The sequence below is a fragment of the Kitasatospora sp. NPDC056184 genome, assembly GCF_042268405.1.
Classification (GTDB): Bacteria; Actinomycetota; Actinomycetes; order Streptomycetales; family Streptomycetaceae; genus Kitasatospora.
Map to the genome: position 1 here is coordinate 40,865 of NZ_JBHJUI010000024.1, position 16,990 is coordinate 57,854.

A 16,990-nucleotide genomic window follows, 5' to 3' on the forward strand; every position below is an offset into this window, starting at 1 on the left:
TGGCGCACACGTACGACGTGTCACAGGACTGTAACCGAGGGTGAATCGGATGTTTGGGGTCACGCACGGTTGTGCGGTCCGCCTCCCGCGCCCCGCGCGTCCGGCTCACGCGCGGCGCACCCGTCACTCGGCGTGCACGCCCGCTCACGAGCTTCCCGCGCTACCTCGGCACCCGCGCCAGCTGGCGGGACTGGGCGACCAGGCGGCCGGTCTCGTCCCAGACCTCGGCGTCCTCCTCGAAGTACCCGCCGGCCAGGTTCCGGGTGGCGTGGACCACCCGCAGCCAGCCCGGCGCGGGCTTGGCGCGCAGGTGCACGGTCAGCTCGACGGTCGGCGCCCAGCCGGGCATCCCGAGGTCGAAGGTGACCGGCGGCAGGGCGTCGGCGGCCAGCAGGAGCAGCAGCGGGTCGGGCTGGCGGCCGTCGGCGAGCCGGAACCAGCCCTGGATCCGGCCGGCGCCGGAGGGCTGCCCGAGCGCCCAGCCGACGGTGGCCGGGTCGAGCCGCATGTCGAACCGCTCCAGCAGGGCGGCCTGGGTGAGCAGTTCCTTGGGCGCGTGCTCGACGCCGATGCACCGGTCCGGCGGCGGCAGCCGCGGCGCGACGGCGGTGGTGCGCACCTCGCCGTCGTGGACGGCGAGGTCGCCGTGGCTGGCGACCACCCGCAGCCGCTCCACGCCGCCCTGGCTGAGCGCGGCGGTGCCGGTGGACAGCGAGCGGCCGGTGCGGATCACCTCGGTGCGCACGGTGGCCGGGCCGGGGGTGGCGGCGGAGAGGTAGTAGCCGCTGATCGAGACCGGGTCGGTGTGCCCGGCGCTCTCCGGGCGGGCGGTGTGCGCGAGCGTGAGCGCGTGGCCGGCCACGGCCAGCAGCAGTCCGCCGTTGACGCCGCCGCCGATCTGCCAGCCGGAGCCGAGTTCGCCGTCGTAGCGGCCGGGCTCGTCCGGGTGCGGGGTGAGGGCGATGCCCTGGTCGAACTCGCTGCGGATCGCCGTGGTCATGGAGGTGGCCTGCCCTTCGCTGCGGGGGTCGCCGGCGGGTGCGGGCCGCCGGCACGCCAGGTTACTGACGAGTAGGCGACACCATACGCCGCCCGGGTGAACACGCACGACGGCCGCCGGACCGTTTCCGGTCCGACGGCCGTCGGCGCGGTGGGCGCGGGAGGCGCGGAGTCAGCGGCGGATGCTGGGCTTCAGCTCCAGGAAGCGGGCCAGCAGGCCGTTGACGAACGCCGGGGAGTCGTCGGTGGAGTACTCCTTGGCGATCTCCACGGCCTCGTCCAGGACGACCGCGTCCGGGACGCGGTCCTCCCAGATCAGCTCGTACGCGCCGAGCCGCAGGACGTTGCGGTCCGCGATCGGCATCCGGTCGAGCGTCCAGCCGACCGCGTACTCCGAGATCAGCTCGTCGATCCGGCGGGCGTGCTGGACGTAGCCCTCGACCAGCTCCATGGTGTACTCGCCGACCTGCGGGGTGCCCTCGTCCGGCTTGGGCTCCCGGGCCCGGGCCACCCAGTCGGCGAGGACCGTGAGCGGGTCGACCCCGCGGTGGTCGGCCTCGAACAGGATCTGGAAGGCTCGCGTGCGGGCCTTGGTGCGTGCGGACGACACGGACTTACTTCACCCGGCCGAGGTAGCTGCCGTCGCGGGTGTCGACCTTGACCTTCTCGCCGGTGGTGACGAACAGCGGCACCTGGATCTCGGCGCCGGTCTCCAGCTTGGCCGGCTTGGTGCCACCGGTGGAGCGGTCGCCCTGGACGCCCGGCTCGGTCTCGGCGATGAGGAGCTCGACGGCGGCCGGGAGCTCCACGTACAGCGGCTTGTTGTCGTGCTGGGCGACGAGCGCGTCGAAGCCCTCCAGCAGGTACTTGGCGGCGTCGCCGACCACACCCGGCTCGATGGTCAGCTGGTCGTAGGTGTCCATGTCCATGAACACGAAGTTCTCGCCGTCCTTGTACGAGAACTGCATGGTGCGCTTGTCGACGTTGGCGGTCTCGACCTTCACACCGGCGTTGAAGGTCTTGTCGACGACCTTGCCCGAGAGGACCTCCTTGAGCTTGGTGCGCACGAAGGCCGGGCCCTTGCCGGGCTTGACGTGCTGGAACTCGACGACGGCCCAGAGCTTGCCGTCCAGGTTGAGGACCATGCCGTTCTTGAGATCGTTCGTGGAAGCCACGGGCGCACTTACTCCTGGATATAGCTGTCAAGGAACCAAGGGATCGCGTCCTGCGGCACACCCGTGTCACAGGGCGAGGAGCTCCTTGGTGGTGATGGTGAGCAGCTCGGGCCCGCCCTCATCCAGGGGGCGCACGACGAGCGTGTCCTCGATCCGGACCCCGCCCCGCCCCGGGAGGTGGACCCCCGGGCCGACGGTGACCGGTACGCGGCTGTCCAGTTTACCCATGTCCGTGGGGCCCAGGCGCGGGGCCTCCCGGATCTCCAGGCCGATGCCGTGGCCGACCGGGTGCGGCGAGGCCTCGGTGTGCCCGGCCGCCCCGAGGATCTCCCGCGCAGCCCGGTCGGGCACGCACTGCTCCACCCCCGGCCCAAGCGCCTCCCGCCCGGCCCGCTGGGCGCGGAACACCAGCCGGTGCAGTTCGACCTGCCAGGGCGCCGGGGCCGCGCCGATCACGAAGGTCCGGGCGGTGGACACCCCGTAGCCGCGGTACTGCGCGCCGAGCACCACGGTCAGGAAGTCGCCCTCCTCCACCCGCCGGTCGGTGGGCTGGTGGGCCGGCTGGCCGGAGTGGGAGCCGGTGCCGACCGAGACCGGGAAGGCCGCCCGGTCCGCGCCGTGGTCGATCATCCGGCGCTCCAGCTCCATCGCCAGGTGCCGCTCGGTACGGCCCACCAGGATCGACTCCAGCAGCTCGCCGAGCGCCTGGTCGGCGATCTCCGCGGCGATCCGCAGGTCGGCGATCTCGTGCTCGTCCTTGACCACCCGCAGCCGCTCCACCGCCTGGCCGACGTCCGCCAGCCGCACCCCCTCGGCCAGCCCGGCCACCGCCCGGTGCCGGGTGACCGTCAGGTCGTGCTCCTCCACCGCCAGCCCGGCCACCCCCAGCCGCGCCGCCGCGGCGGCCGCCGCCAGCGCGGTGTCCGCCCCGACCGCCACCGGCAGCCGGGTGACCTCGGGGGCGATCAGGTGCTCGCCGGTGTCGTCCGGCGGCAGGTCGTCCGGCAGTGCGAGCAGCACCCGGTCCCGGGTCAGCAGCAGGGTCGCCCCGCACGGCGGGCACCCGGTGAGGTACCGCACGTTCGCCGCCCGGGTGACCAGCGCCGCGTCGGCCCCGGACGCACCGCAGTGCTCCCGCAACCGCTCCCGACGGCCCGCGTACGCATCAGCCATGCGTCGAGCCTACGAACCCCTCCCCCGATCCGCCCGCCGAACGCCCCCACCCGGGCAGGACCCGCGGCGGCTACCGTCCGCCGCCCACGGCGCCCGGGCTCCACTTCCTCTCCACCCCGGCCAGCCGCCAGTACGCGATGGCCGCGGCCCAGACCACCACGAACAGGCCGACGATCGCATAGCCGACGTTGTCCAGCGAGATGTCCGCGATCCAGCCGGTCACCGGGTCGGTGAGGTCCAGCTTCTCGTGCAGCACGCCGACCAGCTCGATGGTGCCGATCAGGAAGGCCACCGCGATGGACAGGCCGGTGATGGTCAGGTTGTAGTACACCTTGCGGACCGGGTTGGAGAACGCCCACTGGTAGGCGAAGTTCATGAAGGTGCCGTCCAGCGTGTCGAACAGGCTCATCCCGGCCGCGAACAGCAGTGGCAGGCAGACGATCGCGTACCACGGCAGACCGGAGGCGGCGCCCGAGCCCGCCATCACCATCAGCGTGACCTCGGTGGCGGTGTCGAAGCCCAGGCCCAGCACCATGCCGACCGGGAACATCTGCCCGGGCCGGGTGATCGAGCGGGTGGCCCGGTTCAGCACCCGGGCCATCAGGCCGCGGGAGTCCAGGTGCGCCTCCAGCTCGGACTCGTCGAACTGCCCGGCCCGCATCGAGCGGAACACCCTGAGGATGCCGAACAGCGCCGCCAGGTTGAGCGCGCCGATCAGGTAGAGGAAGGCGCCGGAGGCCGAGGTGCCGACCACGCCCAGCCACTGGTGGGTGGTCGACTCGTCGTCCATCAGCGTGTTGGCCAGCTGCGCGCCGCCCGCCACCAGGGCGGCCATCAGCACCACCATCGAGGAGTGCCCGAGCGCGAACCAGAAGCCCACCGAGACCGGGCGCTTGCCGTCCGCCATCAGCTTGCGGGTGGTGTTGTCGATCACCGCGATGTGGTCGGCGTCGAAGGCGTGCCGCATGCCGAGGGTGTACGCGGTGATGCCCAGACCCACCCCGAAGACCTGGGTGCCGACCTCGTACTTCTCCGGTGCGACGAGGAAGATCAGGGTGCCGAACGCCACCAGGTGCATGGCGAGGATCACCCCCAACAGCCCGGCGGTGCGCAGGGTGTCCTCTCGGCGCCAGCGGAAGGCGGGCAGGGCGGCGGGCGGCGCCGCGGCCGCGGCGGTTTCGGGCAGGGTCATCTGCGGATCACGCTCCAGCACCTCGTGGAATGACTTCGTGAGATGCCGCGGCCGGTCTCCTGGCTGACGGGGCTCCCGTACCCGCCTTCCCAAGCGCGCGAGGCGCCCAGTGGCGTCGTGGGTACGGACACTTCCCCCGATCACAGTGGCGAGGGCCGCTCCGGACTGGGACCCCTGAGGGTCCGTCACCGGTCTTCCCGAGCACCACGGCGGGGAACACCGTAGGGGGCCCGGGAGGAAGCTTGCAAGACTGCGCACCTACGCAGGTGTTCGGGATCACAGTCCACCGCCTGCCAGAATGGCCCGTATGCATCTCGTACCGGCCGACCGTGCGGGCCACCGCACCATCGACGGCCACCGGGTCTGCGAGGCCATCGCCGCGATCGGCGACACCGCCCACGTCCGCTCCTGGGCCGACCGCTTCGCCCTGCTCGCCGACCCCGGCAGGCTCGCCCTCCTGCTCGCCCTGCACCACACCGGCCCGCTCGCCGTCACCGACCTCGCCGTCGCCACCGGCATGCGCGACCCCGCCGTCTCCCAGGCCCTGCGCCTGCTCCGAACGGCCGGCGCGGTGGCCGGCGAGAAGGAGGGCCGCGTCGTGCGCTACCGGCTCGTGGACCCCACCCTCCGCCCCCTCCTCGACCAATGCGCCGGCACCACCCCCACCGCCGCAGCCGGCTGACCCCCCATCGGCCGGCCGGGCCGACCCCGCTCACCGCCCCCGCAGCTCCCGCAGCCGGGCGCGGTTGCGGTCGGCCAGAGCGGTGTCGCCCAGCTCCTCCGCCAGCTCGACGAGCAGTTCCCGCGCCGCCGCCTCCTTCTTCGGCTGGCCCAACTCCCGTGCCCGCCCGGCGCTCAGCTCCGCCGCCCCGACCGCCGCCGCCGACCGCCGCAGCGCCCGCTCCGCCCGGGCCTCGACCAGCGGCAGCCGCATCAGCATCGGGGCGTCGCCCTCCCGCCCGGCCACCGCGGTCGCCTCCTCGAGCACGGCCAGCGCCTCCTCCGCCCGCCCGGCGGCCACCAGTGCCTGGGCGAGGTTGTAGCTCTGCACCACCACGCCGTGCGGGTCTCCCTCGTTGGCCTCCCGGGCCCGCGTGAACAGCGCCACGGCCCGCTCCGGCCGCCCGTCGGCCAGGCAGAGCAGGCCGTCCGTCTCCCACAGCACGCCGGCCAGCCGGGGCTCGTCCACCTCCGGCAGCAGGGCGGCCGCGGCCGCCAGCTGCTCGGCGGCGAGCGGGTACTCCGCGCGCTCGTAGTAGGCACGCCCGAGCTGGTTGCGCAGCCGGATCACGGCGTCCGGCCGGTTGTCCTCCCGGGCCGCCTCGATGCCGAGAAGATGGCTCTCCACCCAGTCGCCGTAGTGCTTGCGCCCGTGGTACAGCGGCCAGAGCGACTCGCACAGCCGCCACACCTCGCCGTGCCACCGCTGCTCGGCGGCGGCCCGGACGGCGCCCAGCAGGTTGGCCCGCTCGCTCTGCAGCCACTCCAGCGCCTCCGCTCCCGACCCGAACCCCGGCAGCGCCGTCCCGCCCGGCCCCTCCTGGAGCCGGAAGCGGTCGCCGATCGCGCGGTCGGCCAGCCCCGCGCGGCCGCGGTAGTAGTCGACGATCCGGGCCAGCAGCTCCAGCCGGTCGGGCAGCTCGCGGACCGTCCCGGCGGCGTGCAGCCGGACCAGGTCGTGGGCACGGTACCGGCGCTCCGGCCCGTCCTCCGCCACGTCGTCCACCAGGTGCGCCGATCGCAGGTCCGCCAGGCCGTCCGCGGCCCGCGGCACCCCCGCCGCCTCGGCCAGCTCGACCGAGACCAGCGGCCCGGGGTTGACGCCCAGCAGCCGGTAGAGCGTACGGGTGTACTCGGGCAGCTGCCGGTGGACGCTGTCCAGGACGTCCTCGACCGCACCCTCCTCATTGCTCAGCGACGACAATCTGCGCTCCTTGTCGGTCAGTTCGGCCAGTACCCGGTCGACCCGCAGTTCCTCGCGGTCGAGCAGCCGGAACCCCACGGCGTTCAGGGCCAGCGGCAGACCGCCGCAGAACTCGACCAGCCGTGCCAGCTCCGCGTCCGTCCCCCGGCCCGGGCCCAGCCAGCCGCGGACCAGCTCGCATCCGGCGCCGGCCGGGAGCGGGTCGAGGCGCACCACCTCGGCGCCGTCCAGGACCAGCCCGGGCAGTCGGCGCCGACCGGCGGCCACCAGCAGTCCGGTGGCGGGCAGCAGCGCCCGGACCTCGGCGGCGTGCTCGACGTTGTCCAGGAAGACCAGGACCCGGCGCCCGGCGGCCGTCACGGTGCGGAACGCCGCCGCCCGCTCGGCCGGGGCGTCCGGCACGTGCGGGAGCCCGAAACCGCGCAGGAAGCCGCCGAGCACCTCGCCGACGTCCACCCCGCCGGGGTGCCGGTGGACGGCGAGGTCCGCGTAGAGCTGGCCGCCCGGGAAGTGCGCCGCGGACCGGGCCGCGAACTGGGCGACGAGCTCGGTCTTGCCGACGCCGCCGAGCCCGGTGAACGCCAGGACGGCCGGCCCGGCGTCGTCCAGTCGGCCCAGTGCCGCGTCCAGGCGGGCGAACTCGCTCTCCCGGTTGACGAAGGCCCGGCGCGGGCCGCGGATCTGGCGCGGCACGGCGAGTCCGGACGCCGACATCACGACCGTGCCGGCCTGCACCACCATGCCGTGAACCGTGCCCGACACGGTGTTGACCGTCCGGTGCCCGTCCGTCATCCGCGCGCTCCCTCCGCCCCCCGGTCGAGTGCCGGACCCCACCCTAGGGCCGAATCGGAGCCCGGATCAGGCGGTGGCGCGGGCCGGTTGGCAGGTGGGGCACCAGAAGAGGTTGCGGGAGGCGTGTTCCTCGGTGCGGACGTCGGTGGCGCAGATCAGGCAGGGCCGGCCGGCGCGGCGGTAGACGTAGACCTCGCCGCCGTGGTCGTCGACGCGCGGGGGGCGGTTCATCGCCTCGGGGGTGTGCTCGGGGCGGACGGTGTCGATGCGGCCGGCGTCGACGCCCTCGCGCATCAGGGCGACCAGGTCGGCCCAGATCGCGTCCCACTCGGCGCGGCGCAGCGAGCGGCCGGGCAGCTGGGGGTCGATGCCGTGCCGGAACAGCACCTCGGCGCGGTAGACGTTGCCGACGCCGGCCAGCACCTTCTGGTCCATCAGCAGGGCCGCGATCGTCGTCCGGCTGCCGGTGATCCGCCGCCAGGCGGCGTCCGGGTCCGCGTCGGCGCGCAGCGGGTCGGGGCCGAGCCGGGCGGCGACGGCGGCCTTCTCGGCGTCGGTGATCAGCGCGCAGGTGTTGGGGCCGCGCAGGTCGGCGTAGTGCTCGTCGTTCTCCAGCCGCAGCCGGACCAGGCCGACCGGCTCGGGCACCGGGCCGTCGGCGGTGTCGCCGAAGGTGAAGCCGCCGTACAGGCCGAGGTGGACGTGCACCCAGGCGTCCTCGCCGAAGCCGAGGAAGAGGTGCTTGCCGGTGGCCTCGGCCGCGACCAGCTCCCGCCCGTCGATCAGCTTGGCGCCGTCCGCGAAACGGCCCTGCGGGCTGCCGGCGCGGACCGGCCGACCGCCGAAGGCGCGGCGGTTCTCGGCGGCGAGGCGGTGGATGATGTGGCCTTCCGGCACGGGCGCGGCTCCCCCCGGTGATTCGTTCAGGACCCGTCCATCATCGCAGCCGGCACCGACAGTCCGGCCGGGCCGGCGATGCCGCTCAGCGCACCGGGACGCCCATCAGCCGGGCCAGGATCACCCGGTCGAGTTCGGCGGCGGTGGCGGCCACGTCGAGGTGGGAGTTGTCGATGATCGGCAGCCCGGAGTTGTACCAGCCGGCCATCCGGCCGTGGATCCGGGCCACCTCCTCGTCGCCGAGCCGGCGGTTGCCGCTGCGCCGGGCGTTGCGGCCGAGCACCGAGTCCAGGCTGGGCAGCAGCACCACCGGGATCATGCCGGGGCCGATGTGCCGCTTCCAGCCGCCGAGGCCGATGGCCGGGCGGTCGGGGAAGACGGCGTCGTCGATGATGCAGGAGATGCCGTTGGCGAGGTAGTTGCGGCAGGCGAAGCCGCAGGTCCGGCGGGCCAGCCGGTACTGCGCCTCGGAGGCGTTGTTCCAGCCGGACTGCGGGTTGGCGAAGCCGGACTGCACCCACTCGCGGACGTCGTCGAGGCTGATGTGCGCGGTCGGGGTGGGGCGCCGCTCGGCCCAGTAGCGGGCGACGGTGGTCTTGCCGGCGCCGGCCGGGCCGATCAGCAGCACCGCGATCGGGCCGGTGGCCGCGTGCTGCTGCGGCGGGCGGACGGGCAGTTGGACGGGCGCGCCGGACGGCAGCAGGAAGTGGCCGGTGGAGCCGGCGGGCACCGGCGCGGGCACGGGCGCGGACACCGGAGCCGGTGCGGGCACAGGCGCAGGCGCCGGAGCCGGCGCGGGAGCGACGGGCGGCCCCGGCGGGACGACCGGTACCGGAACGGTCGGCGGCCCGGACGACGCCGCGGACGCGGGCACCGGGTACGCCGGGACCGGTGGGGCCGGCGGAGCGACGGGACGCGGGGGGACGGGTCCACCCCCGGTGTACTGCGTCACGGTCACCTCCCGACTTCCTTCAGCGGGGACACTACACGCCGGTGCGACGGTGGACACAGTCCGCCGCCGCACCGCCGCTGGTCACCGCCCCGGCGCCGCCCGGGCGCCGACGTTCCGTCAGCCCGCCCGGTCAGCCCGTGGCGAGCTGCTCGGCCAGCGCCCGCAGCGCCAGCTCGTACGAGCCGATCCCGAACCCGGCGATCGTGCCGGACGCCACCGCGGAGATCACCGAGGTGTGCCGGAAGGCCTCCCGGGCGTACGGGTTGGAGATGTGCACCTCGATCAGCGGCGCGGTGCGCTGCGCGGCGGCGTCCCGCATCGCGTACGAGTAGTGGGTGAACGCGCCCGGGTTGATCACCACCGGCACCCGGCCGTCGGCGGCCTCGTGCAGCCACTCGACCATCGTCTGCTCGGAGTTGGTCTCGTGCACCTCGACGTCGAGGCCCAGCTCCTTGCCGAGCGCGGTGCAGCGCTCGACCAGCCCGGCGTACGAGGTGGAGCCGTAGACGTCGGGCTCGCGGCTGCCGAGCCGGCCGAGGTTGGGGCCGTTCAGCACCATCACCCGGGTCACGAGGACACCTCCGCGTAGGCGGCCACCAGCAGGGACGGGTCGGGGCCCTCCAGCACGGAGGTCTTGCCGAGGCCGTCCAGCACGATGAAGCGGAGGAGGTCGCCGCGCGACTTCTTGTCGATCTTCATCGCGTCCAGCAGCTTGGGCCAGGCGTCGGCGCGGTAGCTGAGCGGCAGCCCGACCGAGGCGAGCACGGTGCGGTGCCGGTCCGCGGTCTCGTCGTCCAGCCGCCCGGCGAGCCGGCCGAGCTCGGCGGCGAACACCATGCCGATCGAGATGGCCGCGCCGTGCCGCCACTTGTAGCGCTCGTTGCGCTCGATGGCGTGGCCGAGGGTGTGGCCGTAGTTGAGGATCTCGCGCTGCCCGGATTCCTTGAGGTCCCCGGAGACGGCGTCGGCCTTGACCTGGATGGCCCGCCGGATCAGCTCGACGGTGTGCGGCCCGGCCGGGGTCTTGGCGCCCTCCGGGTCGGCCTCGACGAGGTCGAGGATGGCCGGGTCGGCGATGAAGCCGCACTTGATGACCTCGGCGAGGCCGGAGACGTAGTCGTGCCGGGGCACGGTCTCCAGGGTCGCGAGGTCGGCCAGCACGCCCACCGGCGGATGGAAGGCGCCGACCATGTTCTTGCCCTCGGCGATGTTGATGCCGGTCTTGCCGCCGACCGCCGCGTCGACCATGCCGAGCAGCGTGGTGGGCATGGAGATCCAGCGGACCCCGCGCAGCCAGGTGGCGGCGACGAAGCCGGCCAGGTCGGTGGTGGCCCCGCCGCCCAGGCCGACGACCACGTCGGTGCGGGTGAACCCGGTCTGGCCGAGCACCGACCAGCAGTACGCGGCCACCTCGGCGCTCTTCGCGTCCTCGGCGTTGGGCACCTGGAGGGCGATCACCTCGTAGCCCTCGCCGAGCAGGTCCTCGCGGATCGCGTCGGCGGTGGCGGACAGCGCCTCCGGGTGGATGATCGCCACCCGCCGGGCCCGGGTCCCGATCAGCGGCGCCAGCTCGCCGAGCAGCTGGTGCCCGATCAGCACGTCGTACGGGTCGTGGCCGGCGCTGCCGCCGATGTGGATCCTGACGGTGTCAGTCATGGGGGGTGCTCAGCTCCAGTGCTTCCAGTACGGCGTCCGCGACCTGCTCGGGGGTGCGGCCGGCGGTGTCGACGACGGCGGTGGCCACCTCCAGGTAGAGGGGGCGGCGGGCCTCCATCAGCTCGCGCCAGCGGGCCCGCGGGTTGACCGCCAGCAGCGGCCGGGGGGCGTCCAGGCCGACCCGCTTGACCGCGTCGGCCGGCGGCACCTCCAGGAACACCACCGGCAGGCCGCGCAGCAGCTCACGGGTGGGCTCGGCCATCACCGCGCCGCCGCCGAGGGCGAGCACGCCCTCGTGGCCCTCGGCGGCGCCGCGCACGGCCGCCGCCTCCAGGGCGCGGAAGTGCGGCTCGCCCTCGTCGACGAAGATGTCCGGGATCGGCTTGCCGGCCTGCTCCTCGATGTCCGCGTCGGTGTCGCGGAACCCGACGCCGAGGCGTTCGGCGAGGACCCGCCCGACGGTGGACTTGCCACTGCCGGGCGGACCGACCAGCACGACGACCGGTGAACTCATCGGACGATCAGGTGGTCGAGGTAGTTCTGCACGTTGCGCCGGGTCTCCGACACGTGGTCGCCACCGAACTTCTCGTTGACCGCGTCGGCCAGCACCAGCGCGACCATCGCCTCGGCGACGATGCCGGCCGCCGGCACCGCGCAGACGTCCGAGCGCTGGTGGTGGGCCTTGGCCGGCTCGCCGGTGCGCACGTCCAGGGTGCGCAGCGCGCGCGGGACGGTCGCGATCGGCTTCATCGCGGCGCGCACCCGCAGCAGCTCGCCGGTGGACAGGCCGCCCTCGGTGCCGCCGGAGCGGCCGGAGACGCGCCTGGCGCCTTCGGCGGTCGGCACGATCTCGTCGTGCGCCTGCGACCCGGGGACGCGGGCCAGCTCGAAGCCGTCGCCGACCTCGACGCCCTTGATCGCCTGGATGCCCATCAGCGCGGCGGCGAGGCGGGCGTCCAGCCGGCGGTCCCAGTGGACGTGCGAGCCGAGGCCGACCGGCACGCCGTAGGCGAGCACCTCGACGACGCCGCCGAGGGTGTCGCCGTCCTTGTGGGCCTGGTCGATCTCGGCGACCATCGCCTTCGAGGCGTCGGCGTCGAGGCAGCGCACCGGGTCGGCGTCCAGCTTCGCCTCGTCGGCGGGCAGCGGCAGCACGCCGGCCGGGGCCTTGGCGGCGGCCAGCTCGACCACGTGGCTGACGATCTCGATGCCGCAGGTCTCCTTGAGGTAGGAGCGGGCGACGGCGCCGAGCGCGACGCGGGCCGCGGTCTCCCGGGCGCTGGCGCGCTCCAGGATCGGGCGGGCCTCCTCGATCGAGTACTTCTGCATGCCGGCCAGGTCGGCGTGGCCGGGGCGCGGGCGGGTCAGCGCCTCGTTGCGGGCGAGACCGGCGAGCACCTCGGGGTCGACCGGGTCGGCCGACATGACCTGCTCCCACTTCGGCCACTCGGTGTTGCCCACCATGACGGCGACCGGGCTGCCCATGCTCAGGCCGTGCCGGACACCGCCCAGGAAGGTCACCTCGTCCTGCTCGAACTTCATCCGTGCGCCGCGACCATAGCCGAGCCGGCGGCGCGCCAGCGCGTCGGCCACCACGGCGGTGGTGATCGGTACACCGGCGGGCAGGCCCTCCAGCGTCGCGACGAGTGCGGGGCCGTGCGACTCCCCCGCCGTCAGCCAGCGCAACGTACCCAACGGAGCTCCTTCATCAGCGGACCGGCGCGGCGCTGCCGCCACCCGCCCGGGCGTGCCTTCTCCCCGAATCCTTTCATGCCGGACCGCCCGACCGGCCGCGGAGTCCGATCACCGGACAGCATTCGGCCGACCGGCGGACGCCTGCGGCCGGTCGGCGGCCTGCCCGAGGCGCCGCCGAGGGGGCTGCCGGGGTGCTGCCGGGTGCCCTCAGCCCCCCGCCAGCGCGGCCTCGCCGGCGGCGCGGACCGCCGCGAGCGGCCCGGGGGCGCGCCCGGTGAAGAGCTCGTTCTGCAGCACCGCCTGGTGCACCAGCAGGTCGAGTCCGCCCAGGACGGTCGCCCCGCGCTCGGCGCAGGCCCCGGCCAGCTTCGTCGGCCACGGGTGGTAGAGCACGTCGAAGAGCGCGCCCGGGTCGGCGGTGAGGTCGCCGGCGAAGCCGTCGGTCGCCCCGGCCGGGGTGGTGGCCACGGTCAGCGGGTGGGCCAGCGCCTCGGCGCCGCGCGCCCAGTCGGCGGTCCGCACCGCCACGCCCAGCCGCTCCCCGAGCTCCGCCATCTCCCGGGCCCGCTCGGGGCTGCGGACGTAGACGGTGACCTCGCGGGCCCCGAGCCGGGCCAGCGCGGCCAGCGCCGAGGAGGCGGTGGCCCCGGCGCCGAGCACCGCGGCGGCCGGCACCTCGGTGATGCCCCGCTCGCGCAGCGCGTTGACCAGCCCGGGCACGTCGGTGTTGTGCCCGGTCCTGCGCCCGTCGGCGGTGAAGACCAGGGTGTTCACCGCCTCGACCGTCCGGGCGGTCCCGCTCACCTCGTCGAGCAGCGGGATCACCGCCCGCTTGAGCGGCATGGTCAGCGAGCAGCCCGCCCACTCGGCCTCGTCCAGTCCGGCGAGGAAGCCGGGCAGCCCGGCCTCGTCGACCTCGAAGCGGTCGTAGCGCCAGCCGTCCAGCCCGAGCGCCGCGAAGGCGGCCCGGTGCAGGGCGGGCGACAGCGAGTGGGCGATCGGCGAGCCGAGGACGGCCGCCCGGTGCTTGCTGGTCACGCTGGTGTCTCTCCCGGTGCGGCCCCCGGTGGGGCGCTGATCACTTGGTGGTGCAGTGGATGGCGACCGGGTCGAACTTCTGGCCGGCCGCCGTGCAGTACGCCTTGACGTTGTTGGCGTGCTCGGTGTCCGTCTCGGCGAACAGGGTCTGGGTCGGCGACATCGCGATGAAGTACAGCCACTTGCCGTCCGCCGGGTTGAGCGTCGCCTTCAGGGCGTCGTCGCCCGGGTTGGCGATCGGCGTCGGCGGCAGGCCCGGGTTGATGTAGGTGTTGTACTTGTTGGAGCCGTCGTTGATGTCCTTCTTCTCCAGGTTCTTGGTCCCCAGCGCGTACTGCAGCGTGGTGTCCATGCCCAGCCTGCCGTTGACCTTGCCCTTGTCGGCCAGCCGGTTCTGGATCGTCTTGGCCATCTTGGCGAAGTCGTCCTTGTTGTTGCCCTCGGCCTGCAGGATGCTCGCCTCGATGACCACCTCGTAGCCGGACTTGAGGCCGATCTTCTGCGCCTCCGCGTCCAGGCCCGCGTAGCGCTCCACCGCGTTCTTGACCATCTGCTTCAGCAGGTCCTCGGGCTTCATGCCCTCGGTGATCGAGTAGCGGGTCGGCCAGAGGAAGCCCTCGATGTTGCCGTTGGCGTACGGCGGCAGGCCGAGGTTGTTGATCTGCTCCTTGGCGACGTTCGCGGTGGTGCCCTTGGGCAGCTTCAGCTTGTCGTCGATCTTGACGTAGGTGGCGGTGGAGGTCAGGCCCTCCTGGATGATCAGCTTCTCGCCGCCGTTGGCCTCCACCAGGAACTGCACGGCCCCCTCGGCCGACATCTCCTTGGGCATGGTGTAGGCGCCCGGCTGGATGGTGGAGCACTTCACGTTCTTGTCGCAGGCCGCGTTGAAGGCGTCGATGCTCTTGACCACGCCTGCCTGCTTCAGCGCCGCACCCATCTGGCTGCCCGCCGCACCCGGCTTGATCTCCACGTTGACCGAGCCGCTGCCGGGGCCGGGGAAGTCCGGCGCCGGACCGAAGTGGTCCTTGTAGAAGCCGTAGCCGAACCAGCCCGCGCCGCCCATGGCGCCGAGCAGGACCAGGGCGACCACCAGGCACGCGCCGCCGTTGCGCCGGCCCGACTTCTTGCCCTTCTCCTTGCGCTTCTTCTTCGCCTCGCGGGAGTCGTCCTCCTCGCCGAGGAAGCCGCCGCGCCCGTCGTCCTCCGCGCCGTCCTCGTGGTACTCGTCCTCGGCGTACTCGCCCTCGTCACCGGCCCACTCGGCCTCGGCGTGCTCAGCGCCGTCGGCGGGCGCGGCCGGGTCGGCACCGGCCTCCAGCGCGGCGGCCTCCGCCTCCCAGTCGATGCCGTCCGGCCCGGGGCCCGAGGGCCGCTCGGCGGCCGGCTGCCGCTCCTGCCGCACCGGGGCGCCCTGCTGCGGCACGCCCTGCTGGGGATGGCCCTGCTGGGCATGGCCCTGCGGCGGCACGCCCTGCTGGGGATGACCCTGCTGGGCATGGCCCTGCTGCGGCGCACCCTGCTGGGGATGGCCCTGCTGCGGGTACCCCTGCTGCTGACCGCCGAACGGCTGCTGGCCCTGCCCGCCCCCCATCGGCTGCTGGCCCATGCCCTGCTGCGGGTAGCCCATCTGCTGCTGGGGGTACCCCTGTTGCGGCACCTGCTGCTGGGGATAGCCCTGCTGACCGCCGTACTGCTGACCGCCCGCGTCCTGCTGCGGCACCTGCTGCTGCGGGTACCCCTGCTGACCGCCCACGCCCTGCTGGTCCATGGCCTGCTGCGGCATCTGCTGCTGGGGGTAGCCCTGCTGACCGCCGTACTGCTGCTGGGGATGCTGCTGCCACTGCCCGTCCTGCTGGCCGGGGACCGGCTGCTGACCGCCGTACCCGGGGTCGCCCGGATGCCACGGCTCGGAGCCCTGGGGGCCGTAGCCCCGACCCAGATCGGTCATTGATCCCCTTATACCGACGGAGACGACCGGAGGATCGGCCCGGTCGCCCGGGACGGCGTCCCGGCTGCTTGTCGAACCGGCGTGCTAGCGCAACACCTGGACGGAGACGCTACCGTACCGCAGTCGGGTGGCCGGCCGGTTCGCCGCCCGCTCGCCCGGGGGGCGGGCGGAGCCGCCGCCCGCCCCCGGGGGAACCCGGTCACGGAGCCCCGGGCGAGGCCGGGGCGGAGGCCGAGGCGCTCGCCGACGTCGAGGCACTCGCCGAGGCCCGGTTGGCGTTGAACTCGGCGACGTTCTTCTGCTGCACGTCGAAGCTGTCGGTGAACCGGGTGTCCCCCGGCTTCACGGTCACGAAGTAGAGCCAGTCGCCCGGCGCCGGGTCCACCGCCGCCATGATCGCCTGGCGCCCCGGGTTGGAGATCGGCGTCGGCGGCAGCCCCGGGTGCTTGTAGGTGTTGTACGGGGAGTCGAGCCGGGTGTCGGTGACGCTGGTGTTCAGCGTGGAGCGCCCCATCGCGTAGTTGATGGTGGAGTCCAGCTGCAGCGGCATGTTCTTGGCCAGCCGGTTGTAGATCACCCGCGCGACCTTGCCCATGTCCTCGACGTTGTCGGCCTCGGCCTGCACCATGCTGGCGATCGTCACCAGCCCGTACAGGCTCTGCCCGAAGTTGGTCGCGACCACCTCCGCGTCGTCGCGGGCGAACTCCTTGCCGGCCCGGTCGACCATCTGCTTCAGCAGGTCGACGGCGGTGGTGTCGTCGGTCACCGCGTACGTCGCGGGGAACAGGTAGCCCTCCGGGTTGCCGCCGACGTTCTCCGGCAGGCCCAGCTCGGCGAGCTGGTCCTTGGCCGTCTGCTCCGCGGTGCCCGGCGGCAGCTCCAGCTTCTTGTCGATCGCCGCGTAGATCTGGCTGCCGCGCCAGCCCTCGGGGATGGTCAGGCCGTTGGCGTTGGCGGGGTCGACCAGCACGGCGAGCGCGGCGGCCGCCGACATCTTCAGCCGCAGCGTGTACGTACCGGGCTGGATCCGCCCGGCCGCCGCCGCGCTGCCCCTGGCGGCCCGGGTGAACGCGAGCGAACTGGCCACCACGCCGTTGCGCACCAGCGCGGAGGCGATCTGGCTGAGGCCGGCGCCCTCCGGCACCGACACCTGCACCGAGCCGGACCCGCCGCCCGCGTAGTCGGCGGCGGCCGGCGGCTTGCGCTGGCCCTGGATCCAGCTGAAGCCGGCCAGCCCGATCCCGCCGAACACGGCGATCAGCGACAGCGCGGTCAGCAGGCAGGCCAGCCCGGTGCGCCGCCGGCGCGGATCCGGCGCGCCGGGGCGCGGCGCGGGCGCGCCCGGCGGGCGGCCCTCCGGTTCGGTCGCCGGCGCACCGAGGTGGCCGGGGCTCAGGCCGGGTGTGAGGTCGAGGTCGGTCACGGCGTCCCCTCGGCGGTCCGCGCGGCAAGCGGCGCGACGGCAACGGCAGAGGGGTGGGGGGGGGGGGGGGGGGGGGCGGGCCCCCCCGCCGGGGGGGGGCCGGGGGGGGGGGGGGCGGCGCCCGCC

At 74.1% G+C, this 16,990-nt stretch carries 17 protein-coding genes and 1 riboswitch; of the genes, 2 read left to right on the forward strand and 15 right to left on the reverse strand.

Annotated features, from left to right (window positions below; genetic code table 11):
- Positions 1 to 160: 160 nt before the first annotated feature.
- The 5 genes from ACFC0B_RS33080 to ACFC0B_RS33100 all read right to left on the reverse strand — a co-directional run bounded on the left by ACFC0B_RS33080 (position 161) and on the right by ACFC0B_RS33100 (position 4,539).
- Positions 161 to 1,000, reverse strand: coding sequence for a thioesterase family protein (locus ACFC0B_RS33080; protein ID WP_376094370.1), 840 nt, complete (start codon positions 998 to 1,000; stop codon positions 161 to 163).
- Positions 1,001 to 1,171: 171 nt separating this feature from the next.
- A complete protein-coding gene (gene nusB, locus ACFC0B_RS33085; protein WP_376094373.1) occupies positions 1,172 to 1,609 on the reverse strand; it encodes a transcription antitermination factor NusB in 438 nt (145 codons plus the stop codon).
- 4 nt (positions 1,610 to 1,613) lie between these two features.
- The gene (gene efp / locus ACFC0B_RS33090; protein ID WP_376094376.1) at positions 1,614 to 2,174 is read right to left on the reverse strand and encodes an elongation factor P; all 561 of its coding nucleotides are present in this window, start codon (positions 2,172 to 2,174) and stop codon (positions 1,614 to 1,616) included.
- Positions 2,175 to 2,240: 66 nt separating this feature from the next.
- Entirely contained in the window at positions 2,241 to 3,347 is a 1,107-nt protein-coding gene (locus tag ACFC0B_RS33095) for a M24 family metallopeptidase (RefSeq protein ID WP_376094379.1), read from the reverse strand.
- Between the two features lie 70 nt (positions 3,348 to 3,417).
- A complete protein-coding gene (locus ACFC0B_RS33100) occupies positions 3,418 to 4,539 on the reverse strand; it encodes a HoxN/HupN/NixA family nickel/cobalt transporter (RefSeq protein ID WP_376094382.1) in 1,122 nt (373 codons plus the stop codon).
- A 31-nt stretch (positions 4,540 to 4,570) separates the two neighbouring features.
- Positions 4,571 to 4,763, reverse strand: a riboswitch (cobalamin riboswitch).
- 83 nt (positions 4,764 to 4,846) lie between these two features.
- On the opposite strand from ACFC0B_RS33100, the gene ACFC0B_RS33105 reads away from it, so the two are divergent.
- Entirely contained in the window at positions 4,847 to 5,221 is a 375-nt protein-coding gene (locus ACFC0B_RS33105; RefSeq protein ID WP_376094385.1) for an ArsR/SmtB family transcription factor, read from the forward strand.
- A gap of 30 nt (positions 5,222 to 5,251) precedes the next feature.
- On the opposite strand, the gene ACFC0B_RS33110 is transcribed toward ACFC0B_RS33105, so the two are convergent.
- From ACFC0B_RS33110 to mltG (ACFC0B_RS33150), 9 genes are all read right to left on the reverse strand, one after another.
- Positions 5,252 to 7,255, reverse strand: coding sequence for a tetratricopeptide repeat protein (locus ACFC0B_RS33110; RefSeq protein WP_376094388.1), 2,004 nt, complete (start codon positions 7,253 to 7,255; stop codon positions 5,252 to 5,254).
- Positions 7,256 to 7,321: 66 nt separating this feature from the next.
- Positions 7,322 to 8,152: an Fpg/Nei family DNA glycosylase gene (locus tag ACFC0B_RS33115; RefSeq protein ID WP_376094391.1), complete on the reverse strand. Its 831-nt coding sequence runs from the start codon at positions 8,150 to 8,152 to the stop codon at positions 7,322 to 7,324.
- 85 nt (positions 8,153 to 8,237) lie between these two features.
- Positions 8,238 to 9,110 carry an AAA family ATPase gene (locus ACFC0B_RS33120; RefSeq protein WP_376094394.1) on the reverse strand — a complete coding sequence of 291 codons (873 nt, stop codon included), beginning with the start codon at positions 9,108 to 9,110 and terminating at the stop codon, positions 8,238 to 8,240.
- A 124-nt stretch (positions 9,111 to 9,234) separates the two neighbouring features.
- Positions 9,235 to 9,663: a type II 3-dehydroquinate dehydratase gene (aroQ, locus tag ACFC0B_RS33125; RefSeq protein ID WP_376094547.1), complete on the reverse strand. Its 429-nt coding sequence runs from the start codon at positions 9,661 to 9,663 to the stop codon at positions 9,235 to 9,237.
- A gap of 8 nt (positions 9,664 to 9,671) precedes the next feature.
- The gene (gene aroB / locus ACFC0B_RS33130) at positions 9,672 to 10,760 is read right to left on the reverse strand and encodes a 3-dehydroquinate synthase (protein WP_376094397.1); all 1,089 of its coding nucleotides are present in this window, start codon (positions 10,758 to 10,760) and stop codon (positions 9,672 to 9,674) included.
- Complete coding sequence (locus ACFC0B_RS33135) at positions 10,753 to 11,274, reverse strand: shikimate kinase (RefSeq protein WP_376094399.1); 522 nt, start codon at positions 11,272 to 11,274, stop codon at positions 10,753 to 10,755. Before ACFC0B_RS33135 ends, aroB begins: the two co-directional genes overlap by 8 nt.
- Positions 11,271 to 12,455, reverse strand: a complete 1,185-nt coding sequence (gene aroC / locus ACFC0B_RS33140; protein WP_376094402.1) for a chorismate synthase — start codon at positions 12,453 to 12,455, stop codon at positions 11,271 to 11,273. The genes ACFC0B_RS33135 and aroC overlap by 4 nt, the downstream gene beginning before the upstream one ends.
- Before the next feature lie 207 nt (positions 12,456 to 12,662).
- Entirely contained in the window at positions 12,663 to 13,493 is an 831-nt protein-coding gene (locus ACFC0B_RS33145; RefSeq protein WP_376094405.1) for a shikimate dehydrogenase, read from the reverse strand.
- Positions 13,494 to 13,533: 40 nt separating this feature from the next.
- Complete coding sequence (gene mltG / locus ACFC0B_RS33150) at positions 13,534 to 14,916, reverse strand: endolytic transglycosylase MltG (protein ID WP_376094408.1); 1,383 nt, start codon at positions 14,914 to 14,916, stop codon at positions 13,534 to 13,536.
- Between the two features lie 12 nt (positions 14,917 to 14,928).
- Here mltG (ACFC0B_RS33150) and ACFC0B_RS33155 point away from each other — a divergent pair, with 12 nt between their 5' ends.
- Positions 14,929 to 15,444, forward strand: coding sequence for a hypothetical protein (locus ACFC0B_RS33155; RefSeq protein WP_376094410.1), 516 nt, complete (start codon positions 14,929 to 14,931; stop codon positions 15,442 to 15,444).
- A gap of 196 nt (positions 15,445 to 15,640) precedes the next feature.
- On the opposite strand, the gene mltG (ACFC0B_RS33160) is transcribed toward ACFC0B_RS33155, so the two are convergent.
- Entirely contained in the window at positions 15,641 to 16,864 is a 1,224-nt protein-coding gene (gene mltG, locus ACFC0B_RS33160) for an endolytic transglycosylase MltG (RefSeq protein WP_376094413.1), read from the reverse strand.
- Positions 16,865 to 16,990 lie beyond the last annotated feature (126 nt).

Coding starts and splice junctions, on each gene's coding strand:
- ACFC0B_RS33080 (WP_376094370.1), bottom strand. CDS start 1,000: ATGACCACGGCGATCCGCAGCGAGTTCGACCAGGGCATCGCCCTCACC.
- ACFC0B_RS33095 (WP_376094379.1), bottom strand. CDS start 3,347: ATGGCTGATGCGTACGCGGGCCGTCGGGAGCGGTTGCGGGAGCACTGC.
- ACFC0B_RS33100 (WP_376094382.1), bottom strand. CDS start 4,539: ATGACCCTGCCCGAAACCGCCGCGGCCGCGGCGCCGCCCGCCGCCCTG.
- ACFC0B_RS33105 (WP_376094385.1), top strand. CDS start 4,847: ATGCATCTCGTACCGGCCGACCGTGCGGGCCACCGCACCATCGACGGC.
- ACFC0B_RS33110 (WP_376094388.1), bottom strand. CDS start 7,255: ATGACGGACGGGCACCGGACGGTCAACACCGTGTCGGGCACGGTTCAC.
- aroQ (WP_376094547.1), bottom strand. CDS start 9,663: ATGGTGCTGAACGGCCCCAACCTCGGCCGGCTCGGCAGCCGCGAGCCC.
- aroB (WP_376094397.1), bottom strand. CDS start 10,760: ATGACTGACACCGTCAGGATCCACATCGGCGGCAGCGCCGGCCACGAC.
- ACFC0B_RS33135 (WP_376094399.1), bottom strand. CDS start 11,274: ATGAGTTCACCGGTCGTCGTGCTGGTCGGTCCGCCCGGCAGTGGCAAG.
- ACFC0B_RS33155 (WP_376094410.1), top strand. CDS start 14,929: ATGGCCCTGCTGGGCATGGCCCTGCGGCGGCACGCCCTGCTGGGGATG.